Source organism: Mixta tenebrionis (assembly GCF_006517625.1).
Classification (GTDB): Bacteria; Pseudomonadota; Gammaproteobacteria; order Enterobacterales; family Enterobacteriaceae; genus Mixta; species Mixta tenebrionis.
Genome location: NZ_VHQI01000012.1, coordinates 20,873 through 36,562 on the forward strand (window position 1 = coordinate 20,873; position 15,690 = coordinate 36,562).

At 53.0% G+C, this 15,690-nt stretch carries 14 protein-coding genes; 1 reads left to right on the forward strand and 13 read right to left on the reverse strand.

Annotated elements, in window-relative coordinates:
- Window positions 1-334: 334 nt before the first annotated feature.
- Window positions 335-1,441, forward strand: a complete 1,107-nt coding sequence (locus FKM52_RS17215; protein ID WP_141177387.1) for a FliC/FljB family flagellin — start codon at window positions 335-337, stop codon at window positions 1,439-1,441.
- Between the two features lie 219 nt (window positions 1,442-1,660).
- Here the strand turns inward: FKM52_RS17215 and FKM52_RS17220 are convergent, their stop codons facing one another.
- The 13 genes from FKM52_RS17220 to FKM52_RS17280 all read right to left on the reverse strand — a co-directional run bounded on the left by FKM52_RS17220 (window position 1,661) and on the right by FKM52_RS17280 (window position 15,645).
- The gene (locus tag FKM52_RS17220) at window positions 1,661-2,164 is read right to left on the reverse strand and encodes a chemotaxis protein CheW (RefSeq protein WP_141177388.1); all 504 of its coding nucleotides are present in this window, start codon (window positions 2,162-2,164) and stop codon (window positions 1,661-1,663) included.
- Between the two features lie 11 nt (window positions 2,165-2,175).
- Window positions 2,176-4,188, reverse strand: a complete 2,013-nt coding sequence (cheA, locus tag FKM52_RS17225) for a chemotaxis protein CheA (protein WP_141177389.1) — start codon at window positions 4,186-4,188, stop codon at window positions 2,176-2,178.
- Window positions 4,189-4,209: 21 nt separating this feature from the next.
- The gene (gene motB / locus FKM52_RS17230; RefSeq protein ID WP_141177390.1) at window positions 4,210-5,142 is read right to left on the reverse strand and encodes a flagellar motor protein MotB; all 933 of its coding nucleotides are present in this window, start codon (window positions 5,140-5,142) and stop codon (window positions 4,210-4,212) included.
- Window positions 5,139-6,029, reverse strand: coding sequence for a flagellar motor stator protein MotA (gene motA / locus FKM52_RS17235; protein ID WP_141177391.1), 891 nt, complete (start codon window positions 6,027-6,029; stop codon window positions 5,139-5,141). The genes motB and motA overlap by 4 nt, the downstream gene beginning before the upstream one ends.
- Before the next feature lie 145 nt (window positions 6,030-6,174).
- A complete protein-coding gene (gene flhC, locus FKM52_RS17240) occupies window positions 6,175-6,711 on the reverse strand; it encodes a flagellar transcriptional regulator FlhC (protein WP_141177392.1) in 537 nt (178 codons plus the stop codon).
- Window positions 6,712-6,725: 14 nt separating this feature from the next.
- Window positions 6,726-7,073 carry a flagellar transcriptional regulator FlhD gene (gene flhD / locus FKM52_RS17245; RefSeq protein ID WP_141177393.1) on the reverse strand — a complete coding sequence of 116 codons (348 nt, stop codon included), beginning with the start codon at window positions 7,071-7,073 and terminating at the stop codon, window positions 6,726-6,728.
- Between the two features lie 486 nt (window positions 7,074-7,559).
- A complete protein-coding gene (locus tag FKM52_RS17250; protein WP_141177484.1) occupies window positions 7,560-8,279 on the reverse strand; it encodes an RNA polymerase sigma factor FliA in 720 nt (239 codons plus the stop codon).
- Between the two features lie 167 nt (window positions 8,280-8,446).
- Window positions 8,447-10,105, reverse strand: coding sequence for a methyl-accepting chemotaxis protein (locus FKM52_RS17255; RefSeq protein ID WP_141177394.1), 1,659 nt, complete (start codon window positions 10,103-10,105; stop codon window positions 8,447-8,449).
- A 79-nt stretch (window positions 10,106-10,184) separates the two neighbouring features.
- The gene (gene flgL, locus FKM52_RS17260; protein ID WP_141177395.1) at window positions 10,185-11,108 is read right to left on the reverse strand and encodes a flagellar hook-associated protein FlgL; all 924 of its coding nucleotides are present in this window, start codon (window positions 11,106-11,108) and stop codon (window positions 10,185-10,187) included.
- A gap of 55 nt (window positions 11,109-11,163) precedes the next feature.
- Window positions 11,164-12,828 (reverse strand): flagellar hook-associated protein FlgK, encoded by a 1,665-nt coding sequence (flgK, locus tag FKM52_RS17265; protein ID WP_141177396.1) that lies wholly within the window; start codon window positions 12,826-12,828, stop codon window positions 11,164-11,166.
- 102 nt (window positions 12,829-12,930) lie between these two features.
- Window positions 12,931-13,854 carry a flagellar assembly peptidoglycan hydrolase FlgJ gene (gene flgJ / locus FKM52_RS17270; RefSeq protein ID WP_141177397.1) on the reverse strand — a complete coding sequence of 308 codons (924 nt, stop codon included), beginning with the start codon at window positions 13,852-13,854 and terminating at the stop codon, window positions 12,931-12,933.
- Window positions 13,854-14,975 (reverse strand): flagellar basal body P-ring protein FlgI, encoded by a 1,122-nt coding sequence (locus tag FKM52_RS17275; RefSeq protein ID WP_244316892.1) that lies wholly within the window; start codon window positions 14,973-14,975, stop codon window positions 13,854-13,856. The genes flgJ and FKM52_RS17275 overlap by 1 nt, the downstream gene beginning before the upstream one ends.
- A 10-nt stretch (window positions 14,976-14,985) precedes the next feature.
- The gene (locus tag FKM52_RS17280) at window positions 14,986-15,645 is read right to left on the reverse strand and encodes a flagellar basal body L-ring protein FlgH (protein ID WP_246085551.1); all 660 of its coding nucleotides are present in this window, start codon (window positions 15,643-15,645) and stop codon (window positions 14,986-14,988) included.
- Window positions 15,646-15,690: the final 45 nt, after the last annotated feature.

A 15,690-nucleotide genomic window follows, 5' to 3' on the forward strand; every position in this document is an offset into this window, starting at 1 on the left:
TTATTATGTTATCGCTTCACAAAGCGCTTAATAAATAGCGTAGCTGCGCCAGCGTAAAGGGAATTATGTCACTTTTTCACCAAAAGCTAACCATGTATTAAAAGCCGCTGCCGCCCGCTTTTATCTGCTTTGTGCATTATGTCTGATTTTGTCGCTAACCCATCGCGCAGTCCTGTTTATTCGCCTGGTTTTCGCGCAACCAGGAAAAATCCTGCAAATATTTTTTTAGAGATTTTTCGTGGTGCCGATATTTTTAATATGCGCTTGTCAACGCATCATCAAATTGCATGGAAACTGCAATCAAAGACAACAAACCTATATATGAGGGAAAAACATGTCACAGGTGATTAATACCAATGCCCTGAGCCTGATGGCCCAGAATAACCTGAACAAATCGCAGAACTCTCTGGGTTCAGCTATTCAGCGTCTTTCTTCCGGTCTGCGTATTAACAGTGCAAAAGATGACGCCGCTGGCCAGGCGATCAGTAACCGTTTTACCGCCAGTATCACCGGCCTGACACAGGCATCCCGTAACGCTAACGATGGTATTTCTATCGCCCAGACCACTGAAGGCGCACTGAACGAAATCAACGACAACCTGCAGAACATCCGTCGTCTGACCGTACAGGCTTCCAACGGCACTAACTCTGAGTCTGACCGTAATTCTATCCAGAATGAAATCAACGACCGTCTGGCGGAAATCAACCGTATCTCTGAGCAGACCGAATTTAACGGCGTTAAGGTTCTGAGCAAAGAACAGACGCTGAATATTCAGGTTGGCGCTAACGATAATGAAACCATCGCTTTGAACCTGAAAAAAGTAGATGCCACAACGCTGGAAATGACCGGTTTTGACGTTAACGATTACAGCAAAGCAGTAGATTACGGCACTGCGGCAGCCGTTGGTGATAAGCTGGATGGTACCCATGCGCTGACTGCTGATGAGTTAGAAGCTATGCAAACAGCAGCTTTTGGAACCGATGGTAAAGGTCAGCTTTATGTCAAAGAAAATAACGCTGGCGTAAAAGAATACGTTGCCATTGGTCAAAAAGCAGATGGCACTGATGTTATTACTAAAATGACCGTTGCATATGACGCAGCAGCTACTCCTCCCGCATACACATTCACTAAAGGTACAGGTATCGACGATAAAGCCACCATCAATGCCAGCAAAATGCTGGATAAAGTTGATGAAGCGCTGAACAAAGTTGACGAATTACGCTCCAGCCTGGGTGCGGTACAGAACCGTTTCGCTTCTGTTATCAGCAACCTGGACAGCACCGTAAACAACCTGTCTGAATCTCGTTCACGTATCCTGGATGCGGACTTCGCTTCTGAAGTTTCCAACATGAGCCGTGCTAACATCCTGCAGAGCGCAGGTACCACCGTACTGGCACAGGCCAACCAGGTACCGCAGAACGTACTGTCTCTGCTGCGCTAAGCCTGATTACAGGGGTGACGCTCCCTGCTTTACCCTTTCGCTCCCTGCCGGCAACGGCAGGGAGTTTTTTTATGCCCCGTTGATGGTTAGCTGGCAAAGGCGGAAAACGGCCTAACGCCGGGCAGAGCGGCAGACGGAATATCAGCAAGATTAAAGAGAGCGGGAAGCGTGACAGGCGGCAAAAAAAAGCCGCGCGGTGCGCGGCTCTGAAGGCAGGGGCTACAGCGTTTCGTTAACGCTTTTTTCAACCAGCTCCATCTCTTCGCTGGTCAACAGTTTTTCGATATCCACCAGGATAATCATACGTTCTTCCACCGAGCCCAGCCCCAGCAGATAGTCGGTAGAGAGCGTAACGGAGAAGTCAGGCGCGGGCTTGATCTGCTCCGCACTCAGCGACTGCACGTCAGAGACGCCGTCCACCACAATGCCCACCACCCGCTGCGCCAGGCTCAGGACGATAACCACCGCCTTGTCGCTGTTTTTCTCAACGTTCAGGCCAAACTTAATGCGCAGATCGACAATCGGCACAATCACGCCGCGCAGATTAGTCACGCCGGTAATAAAATCGGGCGTATTGGCGATGCGGGTAACCCGTTCGCAGCCGCGAATTTCCTGCACCTTTAATATTTCGATGCCGTATTCTTCTGCTCCCAGCGTAAACACCAGGTATTCATTGCCGTGATTATCAGTGGCCATTTTGGTTCCGGATGTGGAAGAGGTCATTTAGCTTATCCTTAAACAGAGAACGCCTGTCCGTTTTTAGCCGCGACACGCTTTGTTTTACACAGTTTCGCCAGCGCCGCGACGTCCAGAATCAACGCCACGCTGCCGTCGCCCAGAATGGTGGCGGCAGAGATGCCCGGCACTTTGCGATAGTTAAGCTCCAGGTTTTTCACTACCACCTGATGCTGGCCGATAAGCTGATCAACCGTCAGGGCGTAGCGCGCGCCGGCGCTTTGTAAAATCACCGCCACGCTGTCATTAATATCTGCTGGCTCTTCGCCGTTGCCGAAAACATATTGCAGGGTAATCAACGGAATATATTCGCCGCGCACCTGCAGCATCAGTTCGCCGCCCGCCATGCGATAGAGCGATTTTTCCGTCAGCTTTAATGATTCCATTACCGCGCCAAGGGGCAGCACATAGGTTTCATCGCCCACGCGTACCGACATGCCGTCGAGAATCGCCAGGGTCAGCGGCAGAATAATGCGAATCGTCGAGCCTTTATTCTGCCAGGAGGCGATCTCAACGTGCCCGCCCATCTCCTGAATATTACGCCGCACTACGTCCATGCCGACGCCGCGCCCGGAAACGTCGGTAACTTTTTCCGCCGTAGAGAAGCCGGGCGCAAAAATCAGCATCCAGACATCTTCATCGCTCATGTTTTCATTAACGTTGAGACCCTGCGCCTGGGCGCGCACGAGGATTTTCTCCCGGTTCAGCCCGGCGCCGTCGTCGCTGACCTCAATCACGATGTTGCCGCCCTGATGTTCGGCCGACAGCGTAAGGTTGCCGATGGCGGATTTGCCTTTCGCCACGCGCTCATCAGCGCACTCGATGCCGTGATCCAGGCTGTTGCGCACCAGGTGCGTCAGCGGATCGATAATGCGCTCAATCAGGCTCTTATCCAGCTCCGCCGAGCCGCCGACCAGCGTCAGCTCCACCTGCTTATTCAGCTTACCGGCCAGGTCATGCACCAGACGCGGGAAGCGGCTGAAGACGTACTCCATCGGCATCATGCGAATCGACATCACCGATTCCTGCAGGTCGCGCGCGTTGCGCTCCAGCTGGGCGATGCTGTTAATCAACGTGTCATGGGCCGACGGCTCCAGCCCGACGGCAAGCTGCGACAGCATCGACTGGGTAATAATCAGCTCGCCGACCTGGTTGATAATCTGATCGACTTTTTCCACCGCCACGCGGATGCTGTTGGATTCCGCCGTCGGCGCACGCGCGGCCGGCCTGACGGCAGGAGCGCGGCTTTTTACCGGCGCGGCAACGGCGACCGGTTCCGCCGCGTCGTCTGCGGCCTGCGCCTGCGCCGGCTCTTCCGACGGCTCTTCCGACGGCGCGGCGCCGGCGCTAATCGCGATCTGTTCCGGTTCGAGAATAAAGCAGAGCACCGCTTCGATATCGTCGGCGCTGGCGGTAGTTTGCAGCGTTACCTGCAGCCGATCGCCTTCCTGCTGCTGGTCGAGGACCGTGCCGAGGTTGCCCAGCTCGTCGGTCAACAGGCGCGCCTCCTGCTCTTTTACCTTCAGCAGGGTGATATTCAGACAGCCGCTATCCGCCGCCGCCGGCTCAGAGGCCGCTGCCGGCGCGGCTGCCGCAGGGGCGGGCGCAGGGGCCGCGCCCTGCTGTTTGCTTTGCAGCGCAATCTGCCGCAGGGCTTCGCAAATATACTGGAAACTTTGCTCATCGGGTTCCTGAGAAGATTTATAGGCATCAAGCTGATCTTGCATAATATCTTTACTCTCCAGAAACAGATTAATGATGTCGCTGTTCAGCGCTAATGCGCCGCAGCGAGCGTCATCCAGCAGGTTCTCCATTAAGTGCGTTGTTTCCTGCAATATTTTAAAGCCGAACGTACCTGCGCCGCCTTTAATTGAGTGCGCCGCGCGAAATATGGCGTTCATCATCTCTTTATCGGGAGATGTCGCATCCAGCTGCAGCAGATATTTTTCCATATCGGCCAACAGCTCATCGGCCTCATCAAAAAAAGTTTGATAAAAATCGCTTACATCCATATTTTTTAACCCTACCCTGATTTAATTCGCAAGCGCGGCGGCAGCCTCAACGGGTTGAGGCGTCATTTTCAATTCAGTTTTGATCGCTTCAAGCGATTCATTTTCAGCGACGTTCTGGATTAAGTTATCATCCCTGATAATGGCTTTTTCTTTATTCTGGGTTAACACCAGGATACTAATGCGGCGGTTAATAGGGTTATCCGGCGCGGTATTTTCCAGCACCATAGAGTCAGCCGTGCCAATAACACGCAGGAATTTATCCGGCGAGAGGCCGGCGCTAATTAACGCGCGCCGCGAGGCGTTAGCGCGATCGGCGGAAAGCTCCCAGTTGCTGTATCCCACGTTGCCGTTCGCATAGCGCAGCGAATCCGTATGGCCGGTCAGGCTGATGCGGTTCGGCAGCTGATTCAGCAGCGGCACCAGCGTATCGAAAATAATTTTCAGATGGCCTTCCAGCTCTTTGCTGCCCAGCTTAAACATTGGGCGATCCTGGCTGTCGATAATCTGTATCAGCAGGCCGTTTTCCGTTAGCTGAAGCCGTATATTCGACTGGAAGTTGCTTAAGCGCGGATCGCTTTTAATCATGCTCTGTATGCGGTTGCGCGTTTTCTTCAGGCGCCTGAGGTCTTTCTCAGCTTCCGCATCGCGCGGGCGCGATCTCTTTACCTCGCCCTCTTTCTTTTCAATATCCTCGCCGCCGCCCGGAATCATGCTGTCGCTCAGGCTCACCTGGCTGCCCTGCGTCAGCGCCACGCGCAGCGGCATCTGGAAATATTCGGCAATTTTATGCCGCTGCTGCGGCGTGCTGTTGGCAATCAGCCACATCACCAGGAAGAAGGCCATCATTGCCGTCATAAAGTCAGCGTAAGCGATTTTCCACGAGCCGCCGTGATGTCCGTGCCCGCCTTTTTTACGCTTGCGCACGATAATGACGGGATGTTTTTCCTTACTCATGGCGCGTTGCCTTCCGAGGCGTTGGAGGCGGCGGATTTCACCTGACGTACATGTTCTTCCAGCTCAAGGAAGGTAGGACGTTCGGTGGAGTAGAGGATTTTACGGCCGAATTCAATGGCGATCTGCGGCGCGTAGCCGTTCATGCTGGAGAGCAGGGTAACTTTAATGCACTGAAACATTTTGATCTTTTCACTGCTTTTCTGACGCAGCAGCGCGGCCAGCGGCAGAATAAAACCGTAGGCCAGCAGAATACCGAGGAAGGTGCCGACCATCGCGTGCGCAATCAGTTCGCCCAGCTCGGCGGCGGGACGATCGGCTGCCGCCAGCGCGTTAACCACGCCCATTACCGCCGCAACGATACCAAACGCCGGGAACGCGTCGCCTACGGCGTTCAGGCTGCTGGCGGGAACATCCAGCTCATGCTCGCAGGTTTCAATTTCTTCATCCATCAGAGCTTCAACTTCGTGCGTGCTCATATTGCCGCTGATCATCAGGCGCAAATAGTCAACGACGAAGTTCATCAGCATTGAATCGCCGAGCAGGCGCGGATAGGCAGAGAATATCGGGCTGCTTTGCGGATCTTCAATATCGTTTTCCAGCGACATCATGCCGCTCTGCCTGGCTTTAGCAAGCAGCAGAAACATTAGCGCCATCAGATCCATATAGAGCGCTTTGTTATACTGCGATCCCTTAAACAGGATCGGAAAGGCCTTCAGCGTGGCGGAAATGGCTTTACCGTTATTGCCGACGATAAAGGCGCCCACGCCGGCCCCGCCGATAATCAGAAGTTCAGTTGGCTGGTAGAGCGCCCCAAGCTGTCCGCCAGAGATAACAAACCCACCAAAAACGGTGGCGAAAACAACCACATAACCTAAAATAACCAGCACGCTAACTCCTTAGTACCGAAACGCCTGTTTAATTCTTTTTCTGCGGATAAAGCGCGTTGCAGGCGCTGACGTATCGTATGCCGCAGATACGCCATTAACGATTTAGTCCTTCTTGTCATCAACGCTAAAACCCGTTAGAGAGTTATCAACCCGCAATGTCATAGCTTTCGCATTTTTTCGCCGCGCGCGACGGCGGGCTGCACAGACTGCAGGTAAAGGGGTCTTTGGCATGTTCATGGGTGACGATAAAGCCGCCGTGACAGGCCACGCACGAGGTGCGCTCAATCATGCCGCAGTCAATAAAGCGCAACAGCGTCCAGGCGCGGGTTAATCCCAGCACCGGTTTTTCATCGGGTTTAACCGGGCACTGCTCAAGATAGAGACGATAGGCTTTAATCAGGGCTTCGATCGGACGGCAATTTTCCGTTTTTTTAATAAAAAGATAGATGTTATAGAACATCGACGAATGGATATTTTGTTCCCATGACATAAACCACTCGGCGGAAAAAGGCAGCATGCCTTTCGGCGGCGGGCAGCCGCGTAGCTCTTTATAAAGCCTTAATAGCCGCCTGCGGCTTAAGCTAATCTCGCTTTCCAGCACCTGCATTCTGGCACCGAAGGAAATAAGCTCCATCGCCATCTGAACTTCTTTAATTTCATCCAGGATACTTTTTTCACTCATAATTGTTCGTTCCATCAACAGGTTGGATGGTTTTGCTCAGATAGTGAATTGAGCAGTTCGGTGGACAATATAATGCCGGTATGTATTTGCTGCAGGGCGTCAATGCGCGACGCTTTTGTCAGGCAATCAATGACCGCTTTATCATCTACGCGCAGACGGCAGATCAGCTGACTGGTTGACGCCATCTTGATGAGTTGGGGCAAAGAGAGTTCGCTGAGCGTATCGAGAATGCTGGTATCCAGCCCCAGGCGGAAGCCGGCGGCAAACTTATCTTCACGGATAAGCCGCTGCGCCAGAAGGAGGTAGGTAAGATTAAGATTATGGATACTTTGCAGCTGGTCGTTTGAATCTGGCTTGTTCATATACGCTATTCCACATTGAGTTCATGTTAAACAATCCTGCCTGTTATCATTAGGTAACAAGAATAGATAAGATCCAAACAATATGGAATGTCTATGTTATCCTCAGACGTAAATGACGGTAATTACTCGCATTTCCGCGCTGGGTAAGTCAGGCAAGGTGACACTAATAATAGTAAGGCGTTGATATGAGATGTTAATTGCCTTCCTTAACATCCGGAGGACTATTTCCTGATGCTGGCATATTCAAGACATTTCCTATTTGGCACTCGATTATCATATAGCCAACCAACACTTTTCAAGGTTTTTTTAATCTACATTTAATTATCTTATTAGTTTTTAGGTTATCAAAGTTACAATGCCTAATTCGGTTAAGATAAAAAAATGCAGTTACCATTAACCAGCGAATTAAATCCGCAGAAAACAGTTCTCGCTGGTTAACAAGTTAATTACCAGTTAGCGAAATTTCCTAATCATCTTAACAACTCACTATGTTGGTTGTAATCGTGAACGTAACCTTTTTACCGCCTGGCTGTGCAGCTGGCTGACCCGCGTTTCCGTTATTCCCAGGATTTCGCCAATTTCCTTCATATTCAGCTCTTGTTGATAATAGAGATTCAGTAGCGTTTGTTCTCTTTCTGGCAGCGTTCTGATCTCATCGCTGATTTTACTGACCAGCCTTATTTTAGTGGTCTCGTTTAGCGGATTAAGTTTTTCATGTTGCGCGTCGGGCTGTTCAAAACGATCCGCCAGCTCTTCCTGCAGCTCATCCAGCGAACAAATCTGGCTGGTATTGGTATCCGCCAGCATTTGCCGGTACTCTTCCAGCGAAACATTCATCGCCGCGGCAACGTCGGCCTCTTTCGCCGCCTTGCCCGTTGACTGTTCGATGCGATGAATAACCGCAGCAATTTCCCGCGCGTTGCTGCGAATACGTCGCGGCACCCAGTCGCGTTCCCGCAGTTCATCAATCAGCGCCCAGCGAATGCGCTGCGTAATATAGGTGCTAAAAACAATCCCTTTTTTCGGGTCATAATGATCGATAGCATTGAGAAGGGCGATGGCGCCGGCCTGTACCAAATCATCAAGCTCTACGCTGCCGGGTAAACGCACCTGAAGCCTTAACGCTTCATGTCGAACCAGAAAAGCATATTTTTTCCATAGTGCGTTTTTGTCTACCATACCCTCTGGGGTATATAATCCATTCACAATGACATCGTCCATCCTGTCATGGGTAATATACCGATTATCTTTCATCGTCCAGGGTAAACATAGCCCGATAAAGCCTTAAGAATTTGCGTAATTTGCTTAATTAACACCTTTTTCACGGCTTTACCGGGTTGCTTAGCTAATCAAATCTTCGAAAAGACAACAGATTAAAAACTTTCCCATTCATCTTCGATTTTAATTTGATCCATCGCAGTTTCTTTTCGCTTTTTAACCGCCGGCGTCGGCGATTTTAATAGTGCGCGTTTTAATACTCTCGTCTTATTTTCGCTGCCTTTTAACTGAATATGCGCCACCATTTTGCCCAGCGAATCTGCGTGCTCTTCCATATTTAGCGCCGCCGTCGCCGCTTGCTCTACCATAGCGGCATTTTGCTGCGTCACCTGATCCAGCTCATTTACCGCCTGGGCGATCTGATTAATACCTGTGCTCTGTTCATCCGAGGCGGAAGCAATTTCCGACATGATATCGGTGACCTGAGTAACGGACTGGATAATATTCTTCATTGCCGTTCCCGCCTGCTCAACTTCCTGCGATCCGGTATGCATATCCGTTACGCAGGTATTAATCAGCGAGCGAATCTCTTTTGCCGCATCGGCGCTGCGCTTGGCAAGGTTACGCACCTCGCCGGCCACGACGGCGAAGCCGCGTCCCTGTTCACCTGCGCGCGCTGCCTCAACCGCAGCATTCAGCGCCAGGATATTGGTCTGGTTGGCGATGCTGTCAATCACGCTGTTAATATCGGCAATCTGACGCGAACTGACGATAATTTTACGCATAATAGTATCCAGGCCGTCCATGACCTCACCGCCGTTTTTGGCGCTGCCGCTGGCGCTTTCCGCCAGCTGGCGGGCGGTATGCGCATTATCGGCATTCTGGCGTACAGTAATTTTTAGCTCTTCCATGCTGGCCGCCGTCTGCTGCAGCGCGGAAGCCTGCTCTTCGGTGCGGGAAGAGAGATCGTTATTGCCGCTGATAATTTCCTGCGCCGCGCTATTGATCTGATCGACGCCGCTGCGAATCCCGGATACCGTCTGGGTAACCCACTGGCGTAATTTTTCCAGCTCGATAAACATCTTGCCGATTTCATTATTGGCGCCAGTGGCAATTTCTTCATCCAGCTTGCCGCTTGCCATCACCTGGAAGGTAGCTACCGTTTTTTCCAGGCGCTGGAACAGCTCGCGCCGCAGCCAGAGGCGGGTAAAAATAATCAGGCCGATGGCGACGATGCCTGCGGCGATGGCTAACAGATTGTACTGATAGTGATGCTCATGCGCTTCCCGATCGAACTGCATTATCAGCTTGCCGAATTGCATACGATAGCGCTCCAGCCCGTTATCAAATTCCGCGCGCGCTACCGCGATATTTTCTATATCTTCCAGCGCCTGGTGGGTATAGCTGATTTGCGCCAGGCGTTTCGCAGCCAGCGCCAGCAGTTTGTCAGCGTTTTGTTTTAAATTCACGCTGTCCTGTTCGGTGGTCGTCCCCTGTTCTATCGCCACAAAACGATTTAATTCCGTCTGCGCCTGTGCAATCGAGGTTTTAGTCTGCGCCAACAGCTGCGGATCCAGCGGCTTACCCTCGCTGGCCATTAGCGTTAAGGAATAGAGCGTTTCCAGCGCATCGTTAATATAATCGGCCGACGTATTAAGCTGGCTGAACCTTTCACCCAGCGCAACAAACTGCTTAAAGTGCCGATCGGATTGCGAAACGCTGTAATAGCCGTAGCCAAGCACGCCGAACATTAAAATAATAAAAGCAAAAAAAGCGGTATTAATACCGGTGGCAATTCTTACATTTTTGAGCATAGATTATCCTTAACCTTACTGCCTGACTTGTTATTTTGTTATACGACCAGACTGCCCATCCCTAACAGCCTCACACGCCTTAGCGTAGCATGTTAAAGAGCGACAACTGCTGCATGGACTGAAACACCATAAAAGAAGATTGCAATGCGAATTCAGATAATTTTGACTGGGTAACCATGGTGCTGAAAGCTTCCGTCCCGTTGCCCAGCGTTTGTTCCAGGCGCGTCTGAATATCTATTTTGCTGGTTTCGGAGCTGAGGCCCAGCATTTCCAGCTGCTGCAAATTGGTGCCGATGGTCGCCTGCACTTTGCCTAAATTATCGATATTTTTCTTGATTGCGACGTTGGCGCTATCCAGCGTCTGCTGCAGCTTTTCACGCCCGGCGTCATCTTCAATAGGTTCGCGCAGCGCGTCGATGGCATTATTCAGCGCATTGAAAGGATCGTGTTCCGAGCCGGAAAGGAAAACCTCACTGCCGGTAAAGGAAACCTGCATTTCGGTACTGTCCGCAACTTTCTGCGTCATCGGCGTGCTGCCGCCGATATAAGTGCCATCCTCTTCAAAGGGTGCTTTACCGGTGTTATAACCGGCAAAGATATAGCGTCCGTTGCTGTTGCGGCTGTTGGCCAGGCCCATCAGGGTATCACGAATACCTTCCAGCTCCTGCGCCAGCGCTTCGCGATCTTCCGCCGAGTAGGTGCCGTTGCCGCCGGCAACGATCTTCTCCGCCAGGTTTTTGGTCAATATATTGCTGACGGAATTGAGGATATTATCCTGCTGGCCCAGCATATCTTCAGCGTGCTGACGCGCGGTGTCATACTGTTCCAGCTGCGCCAGCGAGTTCTGGTAAATAATCGCCTGCGAAGAGGCGGCCGGATCGTCGGAAGGCTTCAGTATCATCTGCAAAGAGGATAAACGCGTATAGTCATCGTTATAGCGATTCATCGCTGACGATAATTTATCGATTTGGCTCTGGTACTGATAAAGTGAGCTAATTCGCATATTCTTTTCCTTTTCGCGTTTCTATTGCCGGGCTTGCGGCAAACCGGGCAACTAATTAACGAATACTTAACAGAGAATCAAAAATAGTGGTGGCCGTTTGCAGCACCTGGGCATTCGCCTGGAAATATTGCGAATACATTTGCAGCCTCATATATTCTTCCATCGGATCGACGCCCGACACGCTCTGCTTCTGCGATTCATATTCCTTATAGACACTGCCGGCTGCCGTAAAGTCCCCTTTCAGCGAGCTGGTGCTGGAACCCACGGAGCTGACCAGGCTGGCATAGGCTTCGGTTAAGGTCGCCTTGCCGATAAGCGCCTGATCTTTAATGGCGATCATATCTTTTATATTTACGTCGTTGCTTTCACCTTCAACGTCGTCAGAGCCGGAAGCTGCAATCTGATCGCCGCTTTTCAGCGCTACTTCGATCTTTTCCGCCGCTCCGCTGGTCGGGTTGAAAATAAAGCTGTCGCCTGGCTCCGGCGTGCCCTGCGGTTTAATTACGATGCCGTCAAAACTCAGCTCTCCGTCGGCGCTGATATCCGGTACGATTTGCTTGCCGCTGCTGTCGGTGATCAGCCAGTCATTAGCGCCCGGACCCTGATAAACCACGCTGTAGTCCTGCGCTTTCACCTTAGCAATTTCTTTATTGCCTTTATCATCTTCGCTAAAGCGGATGTTCAGCGTGGCATCGCCGCCGTTGTTGCGGTTTACCAGCGCCACCGGATCGGCAAGTTTGAAAATATCGCCGCCCTGCACGCCGTCAATATCCCAGCCCGCGCGGTTAACCTCATTAAAGCGGTTGCCCATCTGCAGGGCGAGCTGGTTAAGCTGATCGCGGGCGCTGATTAAATCTTCATTACGGAATTTAAACAGGCCGCCCAGCGCGCCGGTACTGAGCTTTTCTTCATCCAGCCTGATGCTGTTGCCCAATGCGTCAATGTAGGAGACTTCCAGTTTCGCTGGATTCGCATCGGATGGCGTACATTCCAGCTGGCTGAATTTATCGCCGTTAACCAGCGACAGACCGTTGGACAGGGCGACGCTGACCTCGCCGGTCGCCGGGTTTTCATTCACCTGGATACCGACCAGCTCGCTAAGCTGATCCAGCAACATATCGCGCTGGTCCAGCAGATCGGCAGGCTGGCCGCCGGTCTGGGTGTGAACTTTATAGATCGCCTCATTCACCGTCGCCAAAGCTTTAGCGCAGGTGTTAATTTGATCGACGGTCTGATTAATTTGGGTGTTGGTGCTTTTTTCCAGTCCGTTAAGCGTGCGCGCGGCGGTCTGGAACTGATAGGCGGTAGATTTAAACTGCGACAGCGCTTCCTGGCGCGCGGCCATGCTGACCGGATCGCCGCTGACTTTTTCCAGCGCGCCGAAGATGCCGTTAAGCGAGTTAGCGATATTATTGCTCTTATCGCCCAGCATATTATCGATCTGCTTCAGCTGTTCATAGCGGCTGCCCAGCGCGCAAAGCTCGGTGTCGGAGTTACGCAGCTGATTATTAATGAAACCATCGTAGGCGCGCTGGACGCCGTTTACCTGAACGCCGTAGCCGAAAAAGCCGTTGTCGGTCGTTTTACCGCCTGCTTCGCCCAGCACGATATTCTGTCGGCTGTATCCTACGGTATAGGCATTGGTCAGGTTATTGCCTACTACGTTTAACGCGTATTGAGCCGAGCTCAAACCGCTTTGCGCCAGATACATGAGATTCATAAATCACCCGCGTTCCATTAATGCGAAATTTCGTAAAAAATAGGGTTCAGAAACAGCCTTATATATATATCGGCGCATCAGAAATTTGCTAAAACATATTTTTCAAAATATTGAGGTCAAATCACTTTTATAAGCTTTAGCAGCCTGTGTAATATTTGTTTTTATTTGTTGCATAATATCGATCAATTTTTTAGCGTAATTAGGATCGGTGGCGTAGCCGCCTTTTTGTAACGCCTGCGCCGCCTGCTCCGGCGTTTTCGCCTGCATTACCGGCTGATAACGGCTGTGGCGTGCCAGCAACGAGCTGTAGTCGTGCAGCGCCTCGGTATAAGAAGCGTAAACGCGGAAGGCCGCTTTGACCTTTTGCGCCTTGCCGTTGATATATTCGGTGGTGGTGATTTCGGTGGTTTTACCCTGCCAGTCCGGCGTCGCTTTAATGCCGAACAGGTTGTAGCTCGGCTGGCCGTTTTGCTGGCGGATTTCCCGGTTGCCCCAGCCTGACTCCAGCGCCGCCTGCGCCAGAATCAGCTGATGCGGAATGCCGGTGCGGCGCGAAACGTCTATCGCTGGCGACAGCAGACGTGAAATAAAGCTGCCGCTGCCGCCGGTTAGCGCGGCGGGCGGCGTGACGGCCGGCAGCGGCGTGGCGGGCTGGGCTGGCGTACGCGCCGGCAGCGTCTGACGCAGCGTCAGCGCCACCGGCGTACCGCCGGAGGTTTTCGCCGCCTCGCCGCCCATCTGCTCTACCAGCTTATCAGCCAGGCCAAGCCGGCCCTGCGCCGCTAAATCCTGCGACAGCTGCTGATCGTACATGGCGGTGAACATTTCAGTCTGCTGCGAGTTAAACAGCCCATCTTTAAAGCTGGCCGCGCGCATGCTTTTCATCATCATCTGCACGAACAGGCCTTCCATCTGCTGCGCCGCGCCGCGTAAGCCGCGCTGCGCATCCTGTTTCGCTACCTGTTTCAGCTTATCGAGCGCGCGCGCGTCAAACGCCGCGCTCTGCATCATCAGCGAACTTTTCATCAGTTCATCTCCAGCTTCGCATGCAGACAGCCCGCGCTTTTCATCGATTGCAGAATCGACATCAGATCGTTTGGCGTAGCGCCCAGGCTGTTCAGCGCGCGGATAACCGCGTTCAGATCGGCGCTGGTGTTCACCCGCTGCAGCGAGCCGCCCTGCTCACGCAGCGAGATCTGCGTATCGGGCACTACCACGGTTTCACCGCCCGCCAGCGGCGTATCCGGCTGGCTGACCCGGTTGGTCTGCGAGATTTCCACCGACAGATCGCCCTGCGCCACGGCGCAGGCTTCCAGCGTGACGTGGCGGTTGATAACCACCGAGCCGGTGCGTGAGTTAACGATCACGCGCGCCTCAATCGGGCCGGTTTTAATCGGAATATTTTGGATGCCGGCAAGGAAGCGTACCTTTTCTGCGCTGCTGGCCGGCGCAAACAGCTTAATCACGCGGGCGTTTTCCGCCATGGCGACGCCGCCGCCGTAGCGTCGGTTGATTTCATCGCTGATGCGCTGGGCAAGGCCGAAATCTTCCTGATTAAGCTGCAGACGCAGCACGTTCTCGCTGCCGAACTGGGTCGCCACTTCGCGCTCAACGGTTGCGCCGCCGCTGATGCGGGCGCCGTTAAGCTGGTTTACCTGTACCCGGCTGCCGCCGCTCTGCGCGCCGGCGCCGGAAACCAGCAGGTTGCCCTGCGCCAGCGCGTAAATCTGATTATCCACCCCTTTCAGCGGCGTCATCAGCAGCGTGCCGCCGCGCAGGCTTTTGGCGTTGCCCATTGAAGAAACCACCACGTCGATCTTTTCTCCGGGACGGGCGAACGGCGGCAAATCTGCGGTAACCATCACCGCCGCGACGTTTTTCAGCTGCATATTGGTGCCGGGCGGCACGGTGATGCCCAGCTGCGACAGCATATTGTTGAGACTTTGGGTGGTAAACGGCGTCTGCATGGTCTGGTCGCCGGTGCCATCCAGCCCGACCACCAGGCCATAGCCCAGCAGCGAGTTGCTGCGCACGCCCTGTAAGGTAGTTAAATCACGAATACGTTCCGCATAGCCTGACGGGATTAACAGCAGACTCAGGCAGAGACAGAACGCATGCAAAAAAGCGCGATGCGGTAACATTTTCATAAGCCGCCCGTCATAAAGGTGAAAGATTGAGGAACAGACGCTGGAGCCAGCCCATCTGCTGCGCCTCGTTGATATAGCCGGTTCCTGAGTATTCGATACGGGCGTCAGCGACCTGGGTGGAAATAACGGTATTGCTGCCGCTGATGGTGCGCGGGTTCACCACGCCGGAAAAACGGATATATTCGGTGCCCTGGTTAATGGCGATCTGTTTTTCACCTACCACCGCCAGGTTGCCGTTTGCCAGCACTTCCCGCACGGTAACGGTAATGGTGCCGCTAAAGGCGTTTTTAGCCGCCGCGCCGCCTTTGCCGGAGAAATCGTTGTCGCCTTCGATAGCGGTATCCGCGCGATCGCCGCCGAACAGCCCGCTCATAAAGCGCGGCATAGCGCTAAAGCCCAACCCCACCGAGCCGCCTTTGGAGGCGTTGGCCGAAGAGCTTTTGCTGGCGCTGACGTTTTCCTGCAGCAGAATGGTCAGCGTATCGCCGACGTTGCGCGGGCGTCGATCCTCGAACAGCGGCTGATAGCCGTAGTTCATCGCCTGGCCCGTCTGAAATATCGAACCGTTCGCCGCCGCCGGCGTCGACTGCGTCGGGCTGGCGCTGGTTACGCCGTTGACTAACGGCTTGTGGATAAAAGTACCGCAGCCTGACAGCAGCGTTCCCAGCATCAGCAGCGCCGGCAGGCGAGCCGGAGTGAGCAAGGCGCGGTGATG

Bases quoted from the DNA above. Each gene is read 5' to 3' on its own strand.
- FKM52_RS17215 (WP_141177387.1), top strand. From the start codon at position 335: ATGTCACAGGTGATTAATACCAATGCCCTGAGCCTGATGGCCCAGAAT.
- FKM52_RS17220 (WP_141177388.1), bottom strand. From the start codon at position 2,164: ATGACCTCTTCCACATCCGGAACCAAAATGGCCACTGATAATCACGGC.
- cheA (WP_141177389.1), bottom strand. From the start codon at position 4,188: ATGGATGTAAGCGATTTTTATCAAACTTTTTTTGATGAGGCCGATGAG.
- motB (WP_141177390.1), bottom strand. From the start codon at position 5,142: ATGAGTAAGGAAAAACATCCCGTCATTATCGTGCGCAAGCGTAAAAAA.
- flhC (WP_141177392.1), bottom strand. From the start codon at position 6,711: ATGAGTGAAAAAAGTATCCTGGATGAAATTAAAGAAGTTCAGATGGCG.
- flhD (WP_141177393.1), bottom strand. From the start codon at position 7,073: ATGAACAAGCCAGATTCAAACGACCAGCTGCAAAGTATCCATAATCTT.
- FKM52_RS17255 (WP_141177394.1), bottom strand. From the start codon at position 10,105: ATGCTCAAAAATGTAAGAATTGCCACCGGTATTAATACCGCTTTTTTT.
- flgL (WP_141177395.1), bottom strand. From the start codon at position 11,108: ATGCGAATTAGCTCACTTTATCAGTACCAGAGCCAAATCGATAAATTA.
- flgK (WP_141177396.1), bottom strand. From the start codon at position 12,828: ATGAATCTCATGTATCTGGCGCAAAGCGGTTTGAGCTCGGCTCAATAC.
- flgJ (WP_141177397.1), bottom strand. From the start codon at position 13,854: ATGAAAAGTTCGCTGATGATGCAGAGCGCGGCGTTTGACGCGCGCGCG.
- FKM52_RS17275 (WP_244316892.1), bottom strand. From the start codon at position 14,975: ATGAAAATGTTACCGCATCGCGCTTTTTTGCATGCGTTCTGTCTCTGC.
- FKM52_RS17280 (WP_246085551.1), bottom strand. From the start codon at position 15,645: ATGCTGGGAACGCTGCTGTCAGGCTGCGGTACTTTTATCCACAAGCCG.